We start from the raw sequence: 18,420 nt of genomic DNA on the forward strand, positions 1-18,420 counted from the left end.
CCATCCCGGCAACAGGAAGCGGTGGCACACACGACGGTGCGTGCCACCGCTTCACCATGCCGTCGTTGACAGGCCGACCTCCATATGAGGCGGCTGCCCCGGTCCCGGTGTCCTCGCCGTCGTCCGACTCGGCGTCGGCAGGATCGAGGGCGTCGGCCAGATCGTGGACTGCGGTCAGTACTGCTTTCGCGGTGGCAGTGACCTGCTCGAGGTCTCCTGCGGCCCATCCGGCGATGTAGCCGACGCTGTAGGCGCTGGTGTCGAGTCGGAGCATCCCGGCCAGCACGTAGGCGACGGATTCGGCTTCGACCTCCATCCGGCCGCGATGCAGGTCCTTTCGGGCTTCGGGTCCGATGAGGTCGGGTGCGTGCATGATCGCGTGCGCTGCCTCGTGGATCATCGTTTTCGCGGCCGCTGCGGGTTCGAGGGCTGCGTCGACGACGATCCGGTGGGAGCCGTCGGTGGTGGTGTAGCCGTTCGCGCTGCTGGGGATCGCCTCGCGGGTGACGGTCCAGCCTCGGCCGGTCATGATCGCTGCCACGCGGTCGTAGATCGCGTCCGGATCGGCGCCGGTGAGCAGCTGGGCGATTTCCTCGGGCTGGGGGTGTCCCTCGATCGGGTCGGTCTGGGAGTGGTCGAACACCGACAGAATCGGGAACGTGGGCACCTTGCGGGTCTCTTCGTCGCCGGTGTCGGGGTCGGTCTCGGTGACGATGCGGGAGCTGTAGCCGTAGATCCGGATCGCCCTCTGCCCCTTGCGAACCTGCCGCCCGCGCTGTTGCCAGGCACGGAATCCGGCGACCTGCGTGGCCTCGGGCTTCTGGGCGAGGATCAACAGGACATTATTGAAAAAGGATGCGGAATAGCATCAGATGCACGATCGCCGCCCCGCCCGTTGCAGCCGACACGATCTCACCATGAACCGACGCCCGTTGTGGCCGCACCGGCACGCCATCCGATTCGAGGGCAGACTCGCTCGTATGAAGGTGGAAATCTTGTACTTCGACGGGTGCCCGAACTGGCAGGAAGCTGCGGACCGGGTTCGCGCTGCGGCCAGCCTGATCGGACAGTCGGACATCGAGATCGGTCACCGGCTGATCTCGTCCGACGCCGAGGCAGCGGCGTCGGCCTTCGCCGGCTCACCGACCATCCTTGTCGACGGCGTCGATGCCTTCGACGATGCCGTGCAACTGACCGAACTCGCCTGCCGCGTCTACTCGACCGACCGCGGCCTGGCGGGTCTGCCGACCGTCGACCAACTCGCCGCGTCGCTGCAATCGAAAGGCGAAGCGCTGCAACGATGAACGCAGCGAAGGGTCGCGTCCCGCCGCCCCGGTCGAACACTGAGCGGTAGCGCCCGCGCGGCGACCAGTGAACCTCGACCTGCACGCACTCCCCTAAGGCACGGCAGCGTTCACTCCCTCGTGGCGTTCGCCGGCGTTAGTGTTGCCCATGGCTATGTCCAGAGCGGTCCCCGCGCTGCCGGTACGGCACATCGAGACCGCGATCGCCGTCTACACCCGCGCCTTCGGCTTCACGGCGCAGTACTCCGATCCCACCTTCGCCAAGCTCACTCGAGACGACGTCGAGATCCACCTGTGGGCCTCCGACGACGACAGCTGGACCACCCGCACCGACCCTGCGCCGTGGCCGGTGTGCAGCGGAGCGGAGACCTTCCTCGCCGGAACGGCCAGTTGCCGCATCACCGTCGACGAGATCACGGAACTGTACGACGAACTCTCGCGCGCGGGCGTTCTGCACCCGGCAGACGCCGGCCACCCCGTCGCGACGGACTGGGGGACGACGGAATTCGCGACCGTCGACGGCGATGGGAACCTGCTCACGTTCTCCACGAACACTATTCGGACCGAAAGCCCGGTCGTCGACGGTGACGGTGACGCTGTCACCACTTCCTGACCGGCGGAGCCGTTGATCACCACGCATCCATCGGCGTCATCACGAAACTTGCATTGGATGCATGATACGTTCATGCGATGTCGGCCATGGATACCGTCGGGTCCGGCGCTTCTCGCGCCGGGGGGTCGGCAGATCACCTGATGCGAGACGGTCTGTCGCTGCTCGCGCCCGAGGAGACCGTGCTCGCGGCGATGATCGAAGGGTGGGAGCAACAGCAGCGCTCGCGGATGCTCGCGAACCTGACCATCGAGCGGCGGACACAGATCGTGCGCCGGTTGGTGGTCTTCACCAACGACTACCCGTGGCAGTGGTCGTCGGCGGACGTCGAGGAGTGGACGACGCATCTGGTGGAGTCGGGAGCCGCGCATTCGACGGTGCGGCTGTATCAGATGGCGGCATCGCTTTTCTGCAGCTACATCTCCGACGTCCGCTACCGGTGGCACGAGGTCTGTGAGCGGCACTTCGGGGTGCACCCGGTGCAGATCTTCCACGAGTGGAACATGGTCGTGCACCGCAGCGACTATGAAGGGCGACCCGGCAATCGGCCGCTGACCCGCGACGAGCTGCAGGCGTTCTTCGACTACTGCGACACCCGGGTGAACCGGGTCGGCGCCTCCGGCCGCAAAGGATGGCTGGCGAGCTATCGCGACGCCACGCTGTTCAAGGTGATCTACGCCTGGGGCCTACGCCGCCGGGAGGCCTCGATGCTCGACACCGTCGACTGGACCGCCAACCCCGCGGCCACCGAGTTCGGCCGCTACGGGGCGCTGTCGGTGCGCCACGGCAAAGCCCTCTCCGGCGGACCGCCGCGGCGCCGCACGGTCCTGACCACCATGGAATGGGCCGCCGAGGCCGTCGACGAGTGGGTCACCGAGATCCGGCCCCTCTACGACTCCGACCAACTCGCCCTCTGGCCCACCGAGCGCAGCGCACGGGTGGGAGCGGTGTCGATCTCCCAACGGTTCGCCGAGTACCGCGACGCCGTCGGGCTCGAGAAGCACCTCGGCCCGCACTGTCTGCGCCACTCGTATGCGACACATCTGCTCGAGGACGGGTTCGATCACCTCTTCGTCCAACAACAACTCGGACACTCCTGGGGATCGACCACCGCGATCTACACCAGCGTCGGCACCGATTACAAGAACAACGCCCTCCGACGAGCACTGAGTCGGGCGTTCACCACCGCGAGCACCGACGAGGAGAACTGATGCCGCACCCGCAGCTGAACTACCAGTGGCATCTGCGCCGCCTCCTGGCCGACCAGGGCATCTTCGCGACCACCGGACTCGGACCCCTCCTCGCCGAACGGGGCATCACACTCTCCGAAGCACAGGTGTATCGCCTGGTCACCGGGACACCCGAACGTCTGAGCCTGCGCACGCTGATGGCACTGTGCGACATCCTCACCTGCACACCCAACGACCTCATCGAACCGATCGCCGAACCCGCCACAGGGACCGCGACCGGAACATCGACACACCGCCCCGACACCGCTGCCGCGACCACCCGCGCCAAGACCCGCACACCACGACGCGCCGACATCCGGCGACAGTGATCGCAGGACGGTGTCGCATCTGCACCACCGCCGAGGTTCGCGGCATGACGGTGTGCGACCGCTGCAGAAAACGAGCCACGCAGCACCGCGGTACGTGCGCCGGCTGCAGAAAGCCGGACAAACTGTTGGACGACGCCGACACCTGCCGGTGGTGCCGCCAGAAGGCGCGTCGCACCTGCACCTGTTGCGATGCAACAGGATCAGCTCTCACCGGCGCCGAAGGCGACACCCTCTGTCACCGGTGCACACTGACCCGCCGCCTCGACGCGATAATCCCTCCTCATGCCGACGGCCCCCTCGCACCGCTGCGGCAGCCGCTCCTGCACGCCGAACCCGTCACCACCCGCCGGTGGCTGATCCGCACCACACCCCTGCTGCTCTCCATCCAGGACGGCAGCACAGCCCTCACACACACCTCGTTCGACACCCTCCCGCACCCGAAGTCGGTCGAGCACCTGCGCTCACTCCTCGTCGCCACCGGCATCCTCGGCCCGGACCTCGACCGCAGCCTGCGCCGCCTCGAAGCCCAACTCCCCCAACTACTGAGCAGCCTGACCCCGAACCACCGCGCACTCCTGACCCGGTGGACACAGTGGGCCGTACTCCCCAGATTGCGCGCGGCGACCGAGAAGCGGGAAGGCCATGTCGGCGCCCAGAACGCTCGCTCACAGATTCGCCAATCGGCACTGTTCCTCGACTTGCTGCAGCAGCGCTCGACAGAGCTCGGCGAGTGCACACAACACGACATCGACACCTGGTTCAGCGCGCCTGGAGCCGCCCACTGGCGCGTGCGGTCCTTCCTGACGTGGGCACGACGCAACCGGCACCTACCCCGCACACTCACCCTCCCCTCGAGCTACCGAGGCCGAGCGGAAGTCCCCACCGACGACGACGAGAGGTGGCAGATCTGCCGACGCCTCGTCCACGACGAGTCTCTGGACCCCGCCGACCGGCTCGCCGGCGCCTTGATCGCGCTGTTCGCCCAACCACTGACCCGTATCGCCGGACTCACCACTGCCCACGTCACCGAAACCGACGCCGGGGTGGAACTGCGGCTCGGCAGCGCCGACACGCTTCTGCTACCGGATCCGTTCGCCCAGATCGCACTGCAACTACCCCGACCACGACGCGCAGGAACCGCCGAGCAGATACCTCAGACATGGCTCTTCCCCGGTCACCGTGCTGACATACCACTCACGGCGACGGCGCTCGGTAACCGGTTGCGTCGCATCGGTATCAGTCCGCAGGCCCTGAGACTGTCCGCCATCGCCCACCTCACCCGAGAGCTCCCACCGAGCGCACTCGCCGCGATGCTGGGTCTGAACGCACACACCGTCGCGCAGCACACGCTCCGAGCCAGCGGCCAATGGGCGAACTACGCCGCCGACCGCCACTCCTGAGTCTCGCTATTCGCAGGGTCGAATACGGCAACCCTGCCAGTGCTGTAGGAGTGGAACGAGGCCACGTGGTCGAGGTACGCGCGCCACGTGTCGGAGCTGGTCAGCTCGGCTACCTTCTCGGTGATCGAGGCGTGCAGCGATGCCGCCAGCTCGCGGCGTGCTTCGGCCTTGTCCGCTGCGCTGGTCTTGGTCCGTGATGCCATGACTGGCCCCTCTCCCTCGTGACCGGTCCCCCGGCCTGCTCTGCCAATTTCTTGTCGCCGTCATCTGGCGTGAGGAGAGACAGCAGCGCACGGGAACGACGGGGCAACGCCGCGGCCGGACAGTTTTCGTGGGAGCGCAGCGACTGCTCTACGAAAAGTGTTGGGAGCCTTGGCCGTAGCGCAGCGGAGCGAGGGGTTGAGGCGGCGGGCACGGGTGATGCAGTATCGCCGGGAGCCAGATGTGCGACAAGAAATTCGATGTCTTTTCACGGTGCGGAGCGCAGCGGAGCTCAGTTCGGGGGACGCCCGCAGGGTGGCCGGCACCGCCGGCAGGCGGAACACCCGACAGCTCGTCGACACCAGCGGTGTCCACCTTCGACGTCGCAAAACAGCACGGTTGCCGATCTGCCCGAGAGCCGATAACCTCAGATGAGCTAATGTGATGTTTTCGAGAATAGGTGGCGCAAATGGTGACTCCGGCGGACGTAACGGCGATTCTTCGGGCGCGAATTCGAGCGGGCGACTATGGAGAGCGCGGCCCGATGCCTACGCTCGACGAGTTGAACCAGGAGTTTTTTCCGTCGCCCTCGCGGCCTCAGCCGCATGCCGGTCGCGCGGCTTATGCGCCGTTGATCGCCGAAGGAATGGTAGAGGTCAGAAAGGGTCGGAACGGAGGTCACTTTCTTATTTCTCGATATCCGCGCAGCTCGAGTAGCGCGCTTACTGCGCTGGCTGCGAAGATCGACGGTCTAGCTGCTGACCTGAAAGCGCTTCGAGATCACGTCCTCTACGTCGTCGAGTTCGAGAATATTCTCGTTGTCGACCGCGTAGCTGCCGAAGCCAACCGAAAGTTCGGCGAGAGCCTGCACCCGTCCCGGGGACGTGCGGAGGAGTTTGCGGTGGAGATCCTGGTCCGCCTCGGGATAGAACGTGACGATGCCGTGAAAACGGCTCGTTTGGCAGGGTTTGCTGCTGCGGACATCAATCCTTACGGGGTCCGAATTTACGGCTGCACTCTCGGCGGCGAGCGCGTCGAGGTGATGCCGCCGGACCCGGCTTATTACGAAGACTGGTTCGATTTGGTCGACGCCAGCGAGGCCTCGGAGCGGCCGGATGAGGTCTAGAAATTTAGACGTTCGCATTCGGTGGTGGTCCTCTGCGATGTCGGTGTCGGGTGCAGCGACTTCGGGTCGGGAGATGCCCGCAGAGTCGCCGGCACCGCCGCGCGGCATAACGTGCGATCGGTCGTCGACGCAGGCGGAGTGCCCACCTCCCGCTTGTGGATCACATGAGGTGATTGTGCGGGAGCGACGGAGACCATCCACGCTCGTGCCGCGGTAGCTCCTAGCTGCAACTTCACGTATGGACCCGCAGGTAGGTCGAGTTCTTGGACCGTTGGAATCACATCCGTCACAAAACATGCAGTGATACAGCATGATTCGACTCGATTCAATACTTTTGACCGTTTCATTACTTGCGCTAGCGTAATCGGCAACTTTGCCGCTAGGGTAGGTAAAACCGGCCGGTCTGCAACCGAGGCGGATTGCTGCAGACCTGTTGGTAGAGAACGCATTCGGTGCATTCTGCATTGATTCCGTTCGCGCTCGAATATGTCGACCAATGACAAGTCAGGAACAACGCCGGAGTTCCCAAAGCGTCGACGCGTGTTTACACGGCCTTCGGAAGCACTGTGCCGCAGGGTGTTATCGGCTCCAAAGCCCGCCTCTTCCGGGAGGGTGCGTTGTGCTCGGCGACGGACTACCAGTTCAACCTGTTCAACACGAGTTCTCAGACCGCTACGTCCACTCGAGACTGCGGACCCGGCTTCTACAACAGTCATGGATTCGTGGCGGTGTGGCCGTCCGGTGGAAACATGTCGGAGTACGTCACCTTCCCGTCCGACCCCCTCCAGTACCCTGCCCCCGCTGCCCTGGCTGCACCTCGCGCAGACGGCGACGCTGCGCGCGCACAAGGAACAAATCCGGACGGTGAGAGCTACGGAACCGGCGAGGCCGCGCAGGCAGATGCTGAACTCCCTGACCTGGTCAGCGCCATCGGTACCGATGGTGAGCTGGGGTACGTCAGGTCGGACGATTTGGTTGGTTCGGTAGTCGACGCTGCCGCGACGCCAGCTCCCCGGACGATTCCCCTGCTGTCACAGACCGGGGACCCCATCGGGTCGTTCCAGATCGGTTAGCATCTTGATCGTCGCCTCTGGCCTCGGCGCTTCGGCGGCCGAGGCCAGAGTTCGTTTCAGCCTAAAGGAGACGGTATGGCTCAATACTGGGGCGATTACCCGGTCGCGGATGACGAGGGTGAAATACCTGAAGGTCTGCCCACGGGTCGATACGTACCGCTCGTCGCCAACGGTCATGGGGCGTTGACTGCCTGGGCTGCGGGTCCGGGCCGATGCTTTCGGACGTCGTATCCAGCGGCGCTGCATCCGCCCGTGAAAGTGTCACGCGGTCACCAGGCAACCGGTGACCCGCAGGAAGTTTGGTTCGAGGCCTTCACTGAAGAAGATTTGCGTGCACAGAACGAGGACATCAATGCATACTTGGCCTCGGCAGGAGTTCGTCCACAACCGCGGGGTTACAAGTGGCACGTGCTGGTCCCCGACAACATCGTGAACGAAGATGCCCTCGAAGACGCGTTACGAGACAAGAACAATTATGTGGATCCCGTAGAAGTCTTCGAATCCATTGCACAGCTGTACGGAAATTTGTTCCGGTCCTGACCTTGCGAGCCGCCAATTTTCCTTGGCAGAGACAGAGGACGTGCGACCCCTCCTGTCGCCGTTTTGGTGTACCCGGTGGAAGTGTCTCGCCAAAGGAACCCGGGGCCGGACGTACACCGTGATGGGAGCTAATCGCTTAACCCGCAGGCGAACTGAGGTGCCGGTAGAGGGTGGCGCGGCCGATTCCGAGTACTGATGCGATTTCGGTTTTGGGTGTGCCGTCGTCGAGCATTCTGCGGATGTGACGAGCTTTGTCGGCGTCGATCTTGGCTGGTTGGCCACCGATGCGGCCGCGGGCTCGTGCGGCTGCGAGGCCGGCCATGGTGCGTTCTTTGACGAGGTCTCGTTCGAATTCGGCGAGGGAGCCGAAGATGTTGTAGGTCAGGCGTCCTCCGACTGTCGAGGTGTCGATGCCTTCGGTGATGCTGCGCAGTGTTGCACCTTTGGTTTCGATGAGGTTGACGGTTTCGATGAGGTGGCTCAGTGAGCGGCCGAGTCGATCGAGTCGCCATACTGCGACGACGTCGCCGGCGCGCACGCTCTCGAGGAGCAGCTGCAACTGAGGTCGGTCTTTGTCTGCTCCGGATGCGACCTCTTCCCAGATGCGGAAGCAGCCGGCGGCTGTCAGTGCGTCTCTCTGTAGATCCAGCGACTGATCGGTGGTCGAGACCCTCATGTATCCCAAAACGGCGCTCACGAGGATGACTGTCTCAGAAACGGCCGACAAGGCACAGGCGGCGCGTCAGAGCTTGAGACAGGTTTCTGAGACACATCACGATTGAGTCTCGATATCGATCCTGTCAGTTTCAGGAGTCGCGTTCACTGTGTCAGAAGTCGAATGCACTGAGCGCCAGCAATTGATGTGGGTTCGGCTCCTACTCCGGCTCGTCGGCGTTAGTGTTGCCTATGGGCATGTCGAAAGTGGTACCTGCGCTGCCGGTACGAGACATCGACACCGCTGTAGAGATATACGTCCGCGCGTTCGGCTTCACGACCCGGTACACCGACCCGACTTTCGCGAGACTTACCCGCGACGACGTCGAGATCCACTTGTGGGCCGCCGACGACGACAGCTGGAATACCCGTTCAGACCCTGCGGCATGGCCGGTATGCAGCGGAGCCGAGACGTTCCTTGCCGGCACAGCCAGCTGCCGCATCGCCGTGGACGAGATCAACGACCTTTACGCCGAGATGTCCCGCGCGGGAGTGCTCCATCCCGCAGACGCGGGTCGTCCCGTCTCGACGGACTGGGGAACGACGGAGTTCGCAGCTGTCGACACCGACGGCAATCTGATCACTTTCCATACCGATGAAAAAAGCCAACACGAGCCCACCACGGCAGGCAACGGCGCACCCTGACCGCACCCTCGAGCAGAAACTCGATGACCCGGACGTCCGTCGACGCGCTACGCGTGGTCATCGTCCTGAAATAAGCGCATGCTGGACTTGTCCACCCGCGCGCAGTCAGGCGACGGTCAGATAGATCAACGCGACATTGAGTGCGACGACGATTCCCGCGATGAGCCATGCCGCGTATGCCGTGATCCGGTGATTGACATCGCCGCCCATCAGGATGCGGTCCGAGGTGAACCGCACCAAGGGAATGAGCGCGAACGGAATACCGAAGGACAGGACGACTTGTGAGACGACCAGTGCCCGACTGGGGTCGACCCCCGCGGCCAGAATTGCCAGTGCGGGAACAAGTGTCACCAGTCGTCGCACCAGAATCGGAATGCGCTGACGTAGTAGGCCGTCCATGATCATCGCGCCGGCGTATGCCCCGACCGATGTCGATGCCAGGCCCGAGGCCAGCAGGCCCACCGCGAACAGCAGCGCTACCACCGGCCCCAGAGTGTCTCCTACTGCTGTGTGAGCTCCTTCGATGGAATCGACGCCCTCTCGGCCTCCCAGCGTCGAGGCCGCCAACAGCAGCATCGACATGTTCACTGCACCGGCCAGCAGCATCGCCAACCCGACATCGATCCGGGTGATCCGCAACAACCGCTGCCGGACAGGCCCTGCCTCGGGGTGTCCGTGCCGGTCACGTGCAAGGCCGGAGTGCAGATAGACCGCGTGCGGCATGATCGTCGCACCGAGCATAGCGGCGGCTATCAATACGCTTTCCGCGCCGTCGAACCGCGGAATCAACCCGGCGGCAGCGGCGGTGAACGATGGCGGTTCCACGACGACGCTGGCAAGAAATCCGACGGCGATGACACCGAGTAGACCGAGAATCACGAACTCGAACGGGCGCTGGCCCCGGCGATCCTGGACCAGCAACAAGATCATCGATACGGCTCCGGTGATGAGGCCGCCGATCAGGAGCGGCAGGTCGAAGAGCAAGTAAAGAGCGATCGCACCGCCGACGATCTCTGCGAGGTCGGTCGCCATGGCGACCACTTCTGCTTGCCCCCAATATGCCAGTCGCACACTCTTGCTCGACTTCTCGCGGACCACTTCGGGCAGTGTCATTCCGGTGACGATGCCGAGTTTGGCGGAGAGGAACTGCACGAGGCCGGCCATCACGTTCGCGGCGACGATCACCCAGACCAGCAGGTACCCGAACTGCGCGCCGGCGCTGACGTTGGAGGCGACATTGCCGGGGTCGACGTAGGCGATCGCGGCGACGAAAGCAGGACCGAGCAGAACGAGGCCAGACCGAAACCTCGAGGGCGGCCGAGACGATCGGCGCTGCAGCACAGACATGACCACACCCTCCGGCACCAACAATATGTCAGAACCCTGAAAATATAGTTCGGCCTCCCGAACAATGCAATGCGGCGTGGCGGTTCGGCGACATCACGATCAGATGGGCAGGATCACTGCACTGACGAATTCGTTGCGGATCCAGGCGATGAACAACCCCCACACCCCGGTCAGCAGTGCGATGCCGACGGCGATCATGATGACACCGCCCGCCACCTTGATCCTCTGAGAGTTCCTCCGAAGCCACCCCACACCGCGCATCGCCGAACTCGAACCGAACGCAAGAACGACGAACGGTAGGCCGAGTCCCAGGCAGTACGCGACGATGAGAGTGACCCCGCGGGCTGCGGTTGCACCTTCGGTGCCTGCCGCCACGGACAGCACGCCGGCAAGGGTCGGACCCAGGCACGGCGTCCAGCCGAGCGCGAACACCCCACCGAGCAGCGGCGCTCCTGCAAGGGACGAGATCTGCCGGGGTGCGAATCGGGTGTCGCGTTGCAGTGCGGGTATCAACCCGATGAACGCCGCACCCATGATGATCGTGATGACCCCGCCCACGCGTTGGAGTACTTGCTCGTTGATGCGCAAGGTGCCGATGACTCCGAAGACCGAGGCTGTGGCGAGGACGAAGACGATGGTGAACCCGGCGACGAACAACGACGCTGCACCGGCCACACGCCAGCGATTCACGAGACCCGTCGACGACGTACCGGCGGTCGCGGTGCTGGGTGTCCGGGCATCGGCTGACTGAGCCTCGCAGGCCGATTGGGTGCCGCGGGCTGATTGGGCGTCGCGGGCTGATTGGGCGTCGGCGCCGGCGATGCCTGCCAGGTAGGACAGGTATCCCGGCACCAGCGGCACCACGCACGGTGAGGCGAACGAGACCAACCCGGCGAGCATGCATGCCGCGATCGCCAGCAGTAGGGGCCCACTCGATGCCGCGTTCTGGAACGTCGACCCGATGTCTTGGGCGAGAAGAGTCGTCATTCCGCGGCTATCCGTTCGACGACGGGAAGCAGGTCTTCGGTGAGCAGGGCTCGCATGAAGACCGCGGCCACCCGGTGCTGGCGATCGAGTACCAGCGTCGAGGGAATGACGCTGGTCGGATAGTTCCCGCCGAGGGCGATCAGCGTCCGCATCGAGGGGTCGTAGATCGAAGGGTAAGTGACGTTGTTGTCGACCACGAAGTCCTGCGCTTTGTCCTTCTGCGGATCTCGGACATTGATACCGAGGAACTGCACACCGCGCTCACGGGTGGCCTCGTAGACCTCTTCGAGGTCGTCGGCTTCGCCGCGGCAGGGGCCACACCATTGACCCCAGAGATTGATCACGACGACCTTTCCGTCGTAGTCCGCCAGAGCGGTCGTCTTGCCCTCCTCCATCAGATCGGGGCCGGCGAGCTCGCCTATGGTTCCGCGTGTTTCGGGAGGGTCGTAGACGATGTCGGTTCGGCCACCGGGCGCGACGAAGTCGAAGCTCCCGCCGGACGGTGCAGCGTCGGCACCAGCGGAGCATCCGGAGATCAGTAGTACGACGGCAAGAATCGATCCGATTGCCGCGGTGGGCGTGCCGCCTTGTCGTCGAGTACCGACCCACACGGGTAGGAAACGTGTCATGAGGTGAAGTCCTTTATTGCAGTGCGGATCTGGTCTGTCGTCTCGAACACTGTCGGGTCGGTGATGCGCTCGATCGTTCCGTCCGGGCGGACGAGAAAACTCAGGGGAAGGACCGGCGGTGCCGAGAGCGCGTCCTGGACGCTGCCGCCGTCGATGTAGTTCGGATAGCGGATGCCCAGTTGCGTGAGCAGCGCGGCCGCGTCCGCGGGTCGGTCCTCGACGTTGATTCCGATGACTGGGATCGCGTCGGGTTCTGCGGCGTAGGCATCGACTACGGGCATCTCGGTGCGGCACGGGCCGCACCAGGATGCCCACAGGTTGATCAGCGTCACCTCGCTGCCGAGAACGTCGACGAGATCGACATCGTCGGCACTGCCGATGCAGCGCGCCATCACTCCCGCCAGCGGCCCACCTTCGTGTGGCACCGGCTGCGGACACAGCGGTAGCGCTGTTGCTCGTGCCGCGTCATCCGGCGGGCGGGACAGTGTGGGTTCGGGTCCGACCGGCGCGACATTGTTGGCGATGACGTCGGATGGGCCGCCCTCGACGCCACCGGAGCGGGGCCACAGTGCGACGATCGATGCAACGACAACGACGAGCATGACGATCGACCAGCCGCGCGTCATCGCCGTGACCTTCTTTCTCGAGAGATCGGCAGAGGGGCGAACGGTACGTCGCGGATCATAGGAGCGTGGACCAGTACGACCAGAAACGCTGCGCGATCAGGGCGATGAGGACGAGAAACCACACGGTCAGCGCAATCGAGTGATTGCGCATCAACACTCCCGCCCACTGCCGCCGGCCCGCACTCGGAGCCCCGCGGTCGAGGTTGCGCAGCGTGACGTACCAGAAGATCGGTACGGTGACCGCCCACACCGCCATGCAGTACGGGCACAGCGCGCCGATGTCGTAGAGGCTCTGCACGATCAGCCAGTGCACGAAGACCGCAGCAGCAGTGACACCGACCTGCAGTGCACTCCAGAACCACTGCGCGAACACGGCTCCGGCGAGCAGGGCGGCACCCACTGCCGCCACGACGGCGAAGCCCGCGATCCCGAGAAGGGAATTGGGAAATCCGAACGCAGACGCCTGCGGGGTGTCCATCACCGATCCGCAGTTGAGTACCGGATTGATACTGCAGGTCGGGGCGTAGGCGGGATCGAGCGCAAGGGCGAACTTCTCTACCGTGAGTACGAACGCGGCGGCCAGTCCGATCACGCCTCCTACCAGCAGCAGCCAGGGCAGGCTTCGGGCGAACGGTCCGCTGCGTCGGGTGAGAGCGGCTGCGCGGTCAGCCGAGTGCAGCGTCGAGGGCATCGGTGAGGTCTCCGTAGGTGGTGGGTTCGATCTTGGTGCCGTTGAGGAAGAACGTCGGGGTGCCCTGGACGCCGAGCGCGATCCCGTCGGCGACGTCGGCCTCGATGCGTTCGAGCGTCGCAGGGTCGGTGTAAGCGGCATCGAAGGCGCTCATGTCGAGTCCTTGCTCGACGGCGAAGCTCCGAAACAACTCGTCCTGCGGAACCTGCTGTTCGCCCCACTGCGCCTGCGTCTCGTACATGCGCTGATACATGTCCTCGAAGCCGCCCTGCTGTGCTGCGGCTTCGACAGCGCGTGCGGCGCGTTCGGCATTGAAGTGCGAGGCGATGGGAAAGTAGCGGGCCACGAAGCTCACCCGGTCGCCGTACTCCTCACGCAATTGTTCGATCGCTGGGTAGACAGACCGGCAGGCCTCGCACTCGAAGTCGAGGAACTCCACGAACGTGACCCGGCCGTCGGGCACCGAGTTCAACCGATGACTGTTCTCGCGCACCGCGATCGAGGCAGGGTCGGCGGCGGCCTGCTCGGCGGCGGCAGCATCCGGCGTGCCCGATCGGTCCACCACCAGAAATACAGCCAACGCGGCGGCGAACACGACCACCAGGGACAGGGAAATCTTCAACGCTCGGCTCATACAACTACCTTCTCGACTCGTTCGGACTGATCAACGGGCCCGATATGGGCGTTTCGACCCGTTGTGAGACTAACAATCGTACGAACGTCGACCGAAAGGTCTTCCCTGACGATCGCATGATTGTTAGATTGTGCCCATGGCCTTGGAACCTTTGGACTCGTGCGATCTGTTGTGTATGGACCTCCCTCACGCCGAGAGGGTGCGCGCAGCCTTGCCTGCTCTCGGCGATATCGAACCGGTCGCCGACGCTGCCCGAGCTTTCGGTGACCCCACCCGACTGACCATCGCGCTCGCGTTGAACGCCGGCGGGCAGATGTGCGGCTGCGATGTTGCGTGGATCGTGGGACAGAGCCAGAAGCTGGTCTCCCACCATCTCCGCAAACTCAAAGCCGCGGACGCCGTCACATCGAACAGAGAGGGAAAGTTGGTCATGTATTCGCTCACCGATCGCGGCGCCCGACTGCTCTCGATACTGACCGAGCCACTGGCCACCGCCTCGGCCACCGCTGATCTCACCGGGGTCGATCATGGCTGACGCGTGCTGCGGACCGACCCCCGCTGCGCCGACCACCGAACCGGCCGCCGACGGTACGGGCACGGCAGGTCCGGCTCCGACCGACGTACCCCAGAGGTTGTGGCAGGTCCGCGAGCTGCAACTCGCATCGGTAGCCGCGATCATCCTCGCCGCATCGTGGTTGCTCGGTCGAACGGGTGCCGATGCGGTCGCGACCGTCGGCGGTCTGATCGCTGCCGCGATCGCGGCCGTCACCTTCGTTCCCGCGACGGTGAGAAATCTGCGACACGGCCGCATCGGTGTCGGCACGCTGATGACGATCGCGCTCCTCGGTGCCATCGCATTGGGCCAGATCCCCGAGGCCGCGATGCTCGGCATCCTGTTTTCCGTCGCCGAGGGACTCGAGGAGTACGCGGTCACCAAGACCCGCCGCGGACTACGCGCACTTCTGTCCTTGGTGCCGCCGACAGTGTCGGTCCTGCGCGGTGGAACCGAGCAGGCCCTGCCCCCCGACGATGTCGTGATCGGGGACACCATGGTGCTGCGACCGGGCGAGCGAGCTGCCACGGACGGCACCATCGCACGCGGTTCGACGAATCTGGACGTGTCCGCGATCACCGGCGAGTCCGTGCCCATCGAAGCCGGTGTCGGCGACGAGGTGCATGCCGGTGCCATCAACGGCGGCGGAGCCATCGAGATCACCGTCACCGCGCCGGCATCGGAGAGTTCGCTTGCGCGCATCGTCCGCATCGTCGAACAGGCCCAGGACCGCAAAGGGGCCGGCCAGCGGCTCGCGGACCGGATCGCACGTCCCCTCGTGCCTTCGATCATGATTCTCGCCGCCCTCGTCGCCGGCGTCGGTGCGGTGCTCGGTGACCCCATGTTGTGGCTCGAACGCGCACTGGTGGTCCTGGTCGCGGCATCACCGTGCGCGTTGGCCATCTCGGTGCCGCTGTCGGTGGTGGCGGCGATCGGGGCTGCGAGCCGCAACGGGGCATTGATCAAAGGCGGTGCAGCAGTAGAAGAGCTGGGCCGCATCCGCGTCGTCGCCGTGGACAAGACCGGCACCCTCACCGCAGGACGACCGGAGGTCGTCGACGTCGTCACCGCTGCGGGAATCGGCCGCGACGCCGCGCTGGCCGTTGCTGCTGCGCTCGAAGCGCGCAGCGAGCATCCACTCGCCCGCGCCATCCTCGCTTCCGTATCGACCGTCGCGGCAGCCGATGATGTCACTGCCATCGCCGGACACGGCCTGACCGGCACCCTCGACGGAGCCGCGATCAGGCTCGGGAAACCGAGCTGGTTCGACACCCACCCCAGCTCCGAGGAGTTCCGCGCCGACGTCGCTCGTCTCCAAAGCAGCGGTGCCACAGTCGTTCTCGTCGAACGCGCCGGAGTCCTGATCGCTGCGATCGCCGTCCGCGACGAACTGCGGCCCGAGGCCGCCGAGGCTGTCCGCCAACTCACCGCGCTCGGTATCGACACTGCGATGCTCACCGGCGACAACGCACTCACTGCGCAGGCCCTGGCGACCCAGGCGGGTATCACCGCCGTCCACGCCGAACTACTGCCCGAGGACAAAGCGGCCCTGCTCGCCGACATCGCGGCCGGACGCAAGATTGCCATGGTCGGCGACGGCATCAACGACGCTCCCGCCTTGGCGACCGCAGATGTCGGTATCGCCATGGGCGCAATGGGAACCGACGTTGCCATCGAGACCGCCGATGTTGCCCTCATGGGGGAAGACCTCCGGCATCTACCGCAGGTGCTGGCCCACGCTCGGCATGCCCGCGGCATCATGGTCCAGAACATCGCCCTGTCGATCGCGATCATCGGCGTGCTCGTCCCACTGGCTGCCACCGGCGTCCTCGGTTTGGCGACTGTGGTGCTCGTCCACGAACTCGCCGAAGTCCTGGTGATCGCCAATGCGATTCGTGCCGCCCGCACCACACCGTTGGACGGGTTCGTCCCACCGCCTACGGCATCCGGTGCCCTCAATGTCACGATCGCACCCGCAGCGGCCTTCGAGGATGCCTGCTGCGCTCCGGCCCCGACGCCGAGGAACGCTGCGCCTCTCGCATCTGGGAACCTACTGGCCGCCACCACCGCACCGTCACCCTCGGCGATCGGAGCAGACGACGGCAGCAGCTCCGGGTGCTCGGATGGATGTACCTGCTGCACATCGACTCCCGCGCGAAGCGAACTCGGTCAGGGAAGGTAGAGACCTGCGGGCGGTGATCGGACTGCATGCAGGCTCTACGGGATCGACATGACCCCAGCAGCAGCGGCATCGACAACAGAGGTGCGCTGGCACCACCTCGAACGAACACACATCCTCTCGCAGCACTATCCGTGATTGCATGCTCTCAACCACGCCGCGATGGTGAAAGCTGCGGCGGTAGAACATGATCGGCGCGAATCCTGGGGTCAGGTGATCCGGATCGTGATCGCTGCTCCAGGATCGTGGTCGGGGCGATACCCGGCCGGTAACACCGGCCGGGTCGAGGCGGGACCGATGTCGCCGATGCCCATTCCGCAGGACCGTACGGACGCGCTGAGAGGCAGATAGCGGTCATCAGTTCAGGCCTGCGTAGGAGTGCAGGCCGGAGACGACCATGTTGATGATGAACAGATTGAACAGCATCGCCACGAATCCGGCGATGTTGATCCATGCTGCGCGGGTGTTGCGCCACCCGCTGGTGGCGCGGGCGTGCAGGTAGGAGGCGTAGACGATCCAGGTGATGAAGGAGACCGTTTCTTTCGGATCCCAGCCCCAGAACCGGCCCCACGCGGCTTCGGCCCAGATAGCGCCGAGGATGACGCCGACGCCGAAGAGCGGGAAGGCGAAGATCGTGGTCTTGTAGGCCACGATGTCCAGTGTCTGCGCGGAGGGCAGGCGGGCTGCGATCCGGCTCACGCGGCTGCCCGAGTCCTCGGGATGCTTCATGCGGATCAGGAACAGTATGCTCGCAACCCCGGAGATCAGGAACACCCCGCTGCCGAGCGAGACGATGGAGACGTGCACCGGCAGCCAGTACGACTGCAGTGCCGGTACCACCGGTGCTGCGTCGGCGTACAGCACGGTGCCGGCGACGAACAGCAGGATCAACGTCGGCACCAGAACGAACAACCACAGGGTGCGTAGCTGCGTCGAGCGCAGCACCACCAGTGCAGCGACTACACCTGCTGCGCAGGTGACCGAGACGAATTCGTACATGTTGCCCCACGGCGGCCTGCCGGTGGCGATCCCGCGAAGGATGATCGACCCGATATGCAGGGTCAGTGCCACCATCACCAGCCCGAGTCCGCTACGCCCGAAACGTTCGGATGGAACTCGCCGGGGTGCGTCGGGAATGCGTCCGGGCGTCGTCGACGTGGCAGCAATGATCCGAGCACGAAGTCGCTCCGTATTGTGCAGTTCCGCGCTACGGGTCGTTGCGAGCTGTGCGAGGAATGCGATCGCGGCGAGGAGATAGACCACGAAGGCGGTCTCGAAGCTGATGTCGCTCCACCGGGCGAGGGTGTCGTCGATCGGCATGGTGCTACACCGTTTCTCTGTCGTGGTTCTCGGACGGGCTCTGCGTGTGCGGCCAGATCTTCAACCGAAGGGTCTGGAATTCCGGTCCCCAGCCGGCGTGATCGGTGCGAGCCAGGCCACCCATGTCCACTGGCGAGAGACCGCGCTCGCCGGGGTGGACCCGGAACCAGACACGGCGACGTGTGATGACCAGGGACACCAGTAGTCCGGTCATCATCGTGACCGCGAACACGAGCACCCACCGCTGCGCGGGGTCGTATCCGACCTGGAGGTTCGCGAATTC

General features: G+C 64.9%; 22 protein-coding genes and 1 pseudogene. 12 read left to right on the forward strand and 11 right to left on the reverse strand.

Going from position 1 to position 18,420, the window contains the following annotated elements:
* The coding region (locus AB0O58_RS26115; RefSeq protein WP_366239010.1) for an ArdC-like ssDNA-binding domain-containing protein at positions 1-835 on the reverse strand (835 nt) is incomplete at its 3' end.
* 145 nt (positions 836-980) lie between these two features.
* Between AB0O58_RS26115 and AB0O58_RS26120 the strand changes: the two genes are divergently transcribed.
* From AB0O58_RS26120 to AB0O58_RS26140, 5 genes are all read left to right on the forward strand, one after another.
* On the forward strand, positions 981-1,304 hold the full coding sequence (locus tag AB0O58_RS26120) for a hypothetical protein (protein ID WP_037190622.1): 324 nt from the start codon (positions 981-983) through the stop codon (positions 1,302-1,304).
* A gap of 148 nt (positions 1,305-1,452) precedes the next feature.
* Positions 1,453-1,917 carry a VOC family protein gene (locus tag AB0O58_RS26125; RefSeq protein WP_052047650.1) on the forward strand — a complete coding sequence of 155 codons (465 nt, stop codon included), beginning with the start codon at positions 1,453-1,455 and terminating at the stop codon, positions 1,915-1,917.
* Between the two features lie 77 nt (positions 1,918-1,994).
* On the forward strand, positions 1,995-3,125 hold the full coding sequence (locus AB0O58_RS26130) for a tyrosine-type recombinase/integrase (RefSeq protein ID WP_241258386.1): 1,131 nt from the start codon (positions 1,995-1,997) through the stop codon (positions 3,123-3,125).
* On the forward strand, positions 3,125-3,472 hold the full coding sequence (locus AB0O58_RS26135) for a helix-turn-helix transcriptional regulator (RefSeq protein ID WP_032400201.1): 348 nt from the start codon (positions 3,125-3,127) through the stop codon (positions 3,470-3,472). Before AB0O58_RS26130 ends, AB0O58_RS26135 begins: the two co-directional genes overlap by 1 nt.
* A 125-nt stretch (positions 3,473-3,597) precedes the next feature.
* Positions 3,598-4,872 (forward strand): hypothetical protein, encoded by a 1,275-nt coding sequence (locus tag AB0O58_RS26140; protein ID WP_141215153.1) that lies wholly within the window; start codon positions 3,598-3,600, stop codon positions 4,870-4,872.
* Here the strand turns inward: AB0O58_RS26140 and AB0O58_RS26145 are convergent.
* On the reverse strand, positions 4,848-5,075 hold the full coding sequence (locus AB0O58_RS26145; protein WP_366239011.1) for a hypothetical protein: 228 nt from the start codon (positions 5,073-5,075) through the stop codon (positions 4,848-4,850). The two genes, AB0O58_RS26140 and AB0O58_RS26145, sit on opposite strands and share 25 nt — an antisense overlap.
* 542 nt (positions 5,076-5,617) lie before the next feature.
* Between AB0O58_RS26145 and AB0O58_RS26150 the strand changes: the two genes are divergently transcribed.
* The 3 genes from AB0O58_RS26150 (at position 5,618) to AB0O58_RS26160 (ending at position 7,812) form a co-directional block, all read left to right on the forward strand.
* On the forward strand, positions 5,618-6,199 hold the full coding sequence (locus AB0O58_RS26150) for a hypothetical protein (protein ID WP_141215099.1): 582 nt from the start codon (positions 5,618-5,620) through the stop codon (positions 6,197-6,199).
* A 566-nt stretch (positions 6,200-6,765) separates the two neighbouring features.
* Positions 6,766-7,272, forward strand: coding sequence for a hypothetical protein (locus tag AB0O58_RS26155; protein ID WP_032373336.1), 507 nt, complete (start codon positions 6,766-6,768; stop codon positions 7,270-7,272).
* 75 nt (positions 7,273-7,347) lie between these two features.
* Complete coding sequence (locus AB0O58_RS26160; protein WP_032373337.1) at positions 7,348-7,812, forward strand: DUF5956 family protein; 465 nt, start codon at positions 7,348-7,350, stop codon at positions 7,810-7,812.
* A 136-nt stretch (positions 7,813-7,948) separates the two neighbouring features.
* Here AB0O58_RS26160 and AB0O58_RS26165 read toward each other — a convergent pair whose 3' ends face one another.
* Entirely contained in the window at positions 7,949-8,509 is a 561-nt protein-coding gene (locus AB0O58_RS26165; protein WP_094642704.1) for a recombinase family protein, read from the reverse strand.
* Positions 8,510-8,724: 215 nt separating this feature from the next.
* Between AB0O58_RS26165 and AB0O58_RS26170 the strand changes: the two genes are divergently transcribed.
* A complete protein-coding gene (locus tag AB0O58_RS26170; protein WP_197077431.1) occupies positions 8,725-9,171 on the forward strand; it encodes a VOC family protein in 447 nt (148 codons plus the stop codon).
* 105 nt (positions 9,172-9,276) lie between these two features.
* On the opposite strand, the gene AB0O58_RS26175 is transcribed toward AB0O58_RS26170, so the two are convergent.
* The 6 genes from AB0O58_RS26175 to AB0O58_RS26200 all read right to left on the reverse strand — a co-directional run bounded on the left by AB0O58_RS26175 (position 9,277) and on the right by AB0O58_RS26200 (position 14,085).
* The gene (locus AB0O58_RS26175; RefSeq protein WP_008720147.1) at positions 9,277-10,518 is read right to left on the reverse strand and encodes an Nramp family divalent metal transporter; all 1,242 of its coding nucleotides are present in this window, start codon (positions 10,516-10,518) and stop codon (positions 9,277-9,279) included.
* 99 nt (positions 10,519-10,617) lie between these two features.
* Complete coding sequence (locus AB0O58_RS26180; protein WP_032373339.1) at positions 10,618-11,505, reverse strand: cytochrome c biogenesis CcdA family protein; 888 nt, start codon at positions 11,503-11,505, stop codon at positions 10,618-10,620.
* Entirely contained in the window at positions 11,502-12,134 is a 633-nt protein-coding gene (locus tag AB0O58_RS26185) for a TlpA disulfide reductase family protein (RefSeq protein WP_080733221.1), read from the reverse strand. The genes AB0O58_RS26180 and AB0O58_RS26185 overlap by 4 nt, the downstream gene beginning before the upstream one ends.
* A complete protein-coding gene (locus AB0O58_RS26190; protein WP_008720130.1) occupies positions 12,131-12,760 on the reverse strand; it encodes a TlpA disulfide reductase family protein in 630 nt (209 codons plus the stop codon). The genes AB0O58_RS26185 and AB0O58_RS26190 overlap by 4 nt, the downstream gene beginning before the upstream one ends.
* A 55-nt stretch (positions 12,761-12,815) precedes the next feature.
* Positions 12,816-13,451, reverse strand: a complete 636-nt coding sequence (locus AB0O58_RS26195; protein ID WP_008720128.1) for a vitamin K epoxide reductase family protein — start codon at positions 13,449-13,451, stop codon at positions 12,816-12,818.
* Positions 13,426-14,085, reverse strand: a complete 660-nt coding sequence (locus tag AB0O58_RS26200; protein WP_008720127.1) for a thioredoxin — start codon at positions 14,083-14,085, stop codon at positions 13,426-13,428. Before AB0O58_RS26200 ends, AB0O58_RS26195 begins: the two co-directional genes overlap by 26 nt.
* Before the next feature lie 136 nt (positions 14,086-14,221).
* On the opposite strand from AB0O58_RS26200, the gene AB0O58_RS26205 reads away from it, so the two are divergent.
* The 3 genes and pseudogenes from AB0O58_RS26205 to AB0O58_RS26215 all read left to right on the forward strand — a co-directional run bounded on the left by AB0O58_RS26205 (position 14,222) and on the right by AB0O58_RS26215 (position 17,168).
* Positions 14,222-14,620 (forward strand): metalloregulator ArsR/SmtB family transcription factor, encoded by a 399-nt coding sequence (locus AB0O58_RS26205; protein WP_032373340.1) that lies wholly within the window; start codon positions 14,222-14,224, stop codon positions 14,618-14,620.
* Positions 14,613-16,820, forward strand: coding sequence for a cation-translocating P-type ATPase (locus tag AB0O58_RS26210; RefSeq protein WP_032373341.1), 2,208 nt, complete (start codon positions 14,613-14,615; stop codon positions 16,818-16,820). Before AB0O58_RS26205 ends, AB0O58_RS26210 begins: the two co-directional genes overlap by 8 nt.
* Before the next feature lie 48 nt (positions 16,821-16,868).
* Positions 16,869-17,168, forward strand: a pseudogene (locus AB0O58_RS26215) (DUF3703 domain-containing protein).
* Positions 17,169-17,174: 6 nt separating this feature from the next.
* Here the strand turns inward: AB0O58_RS26215 and ccsB are convergent.
* Entirely contained in the window at positions 17,175-18,137 is a 963-nt protein-coding gene (ccsB, locus tag AB0O58_RS26220; protein WP_032373342.1) for a c-type cytochrome biogenesis protein CcsB, read from the reverse strand.
* Positions 18,138-18,141: 4 nt separating this feature from the next.
* Positions 18,142-18,420: cytochrome c biogenesis protein ResB (locus AB0O58_RS26225; protein WP_363798387.1), on the reverse strand; the 279-nt coding region annotated here is incomplete at its 5' end.

The organism is Rhodococcus sp. NPDC080181, assembly GCF_040702225.1.
Taxonomy (GTDB): domain Bacteria; phylum Actinomycetota; class Actinomycetes; order Mycobacteriales; family Mycobacteriaceae; genus Rhodococcoides; species Rhodococcoides fascians.

What these genes read in the sequence shown, in the direction of transcription:
- AB0O58_RS26120 (WP_037190622.1), top strand. Translation starts at nt 981, where the DNA reads ATGAAGGTGGAAATCTTGTACTTCGACGGGTGCCCGAACTGGCAGGAA.
- AB0O58_RS26125 (WP_052047650.1), top strand. Translation starts at nt 1,453, where the DNA reads ATGGCTATGTCCAGAGCGGTCCCCGCGCTGCCGGTACGGCACATCGAG.
- AB0O58_RS26130 (WP_241258386.1), top strand. Translation starts at nt 1,995, where the DNA reads ATGTCGGCCATGGATACCGTCGGGTCCGGCGCTTCTCGCGCCGGGGGG.
- AB0O58_RS26135 (WP_032400201.1), top strand. Translation starts at nt 3,125, where the DNA reads ATGCCGCACCCGCAGCTGAACTACCAGTGGCATCTGCGCCGCCTCCTG.
- AB0O58_RS26145 (WP_366239011.1), bottom strand. Translation starts at nt 5,075, where the DNA reads ATGGCATCACGGACCAAGACCAGCGCAGCGGACAAGGCCGAAGCACGC.
- AB0O58_RS26150 (WP_141215099.1), top strand. Translation starts at nt 5,618, where the DNA reads ATGCCTACGCTCGACGAGTTGAACCAGGAGTTTTTTCCGTCGCCCTCG.
- AB0O58_RS26160 (WP_032373337.1), top strand. Translation starts at nt 7,348, where the DNA reads ATGGCTCAATACTGGGGCGATTACCCGGTCGCGGATGACGAGGGTGAA.
- AB0O58_RS26170 (WP_197077431.1), top strand. Translation starts at nt 8,725, where the DNA reads ATGTCGAAAGTGGTACCTGCGCTGCCGGTACGAGACATCGACACCGCT.
- AB0O58_RS26175 (WP_008720147.1), bottom strand. Translation starts at nt 10,518, where the DNA reads ATGTCTGTGCTGCAGCGCCGATCGTCTCGGCCGCCCTCGAGGTTTCGG.
- AB0O58_RS26180 (WP_032373339.1), bottom strand. Translation starts at nt 11,505, where the DNA reads ATGACGACTCTTCTCGCCCAAGACATCGGGTCGACGTTCCAGAACGCG.
- AB0O58_RS26185 (WP_080733221.1), bottom strand. Translation starts at nt 12,134, where the DNA reads ATGACACGTTTCCTACCCGTGTGGGTCGGTACTCGACGACAAGGCGGC.
- AB0O58_RS26190 (WP_008720130.1), bottom strand. Translation starts at nt 12,760, where the DNA reads ATGACGCGCGGCTGGTCGATCGTCATGCTCGTCGTTGTCGTTGCATCG.
- AB0O58_RS26195 (WP_008720128.1), bottom strand. Translation starts at nt 13,451, where the DNA reads ATGCCCTCGACGCTGCACTCGGCTGACCGCGCAGCCGCTCTCACCCGA.
- AB0O58_RS26200 (WP_008720127.1), bottom strand. Translation starts at nt 14,085, where the DNA reads ATGAGCCGAGCGTTGAAGATTTCCCTGTCCCTGGTGGTCGTGTTCGCC.
- AB0O58_RS26205 (WP_032373340.1), top strand. Translation starts at nt 14,222, where the DNA reads ATGGCCTTGGAACCTTTGGACTCGTGCGATCTGTTGTGTATGGACCTC.
- AB0O58_RS26210 (WP_032373341.1), top strand. Translation starts at nt 14,613, where the DNA reads ATGGCTGACGCGTGCTGCGGACCGACCCCCGCTGCGCCGACCACCGAA.
- ccsB (WP_032373342.1), bottom strand. Translation starts at nt 18,137, where the DNA reads ATGCCGATCGACGACACCCTCGCCCGGTGGAGCGACATCAGCTTCGAG.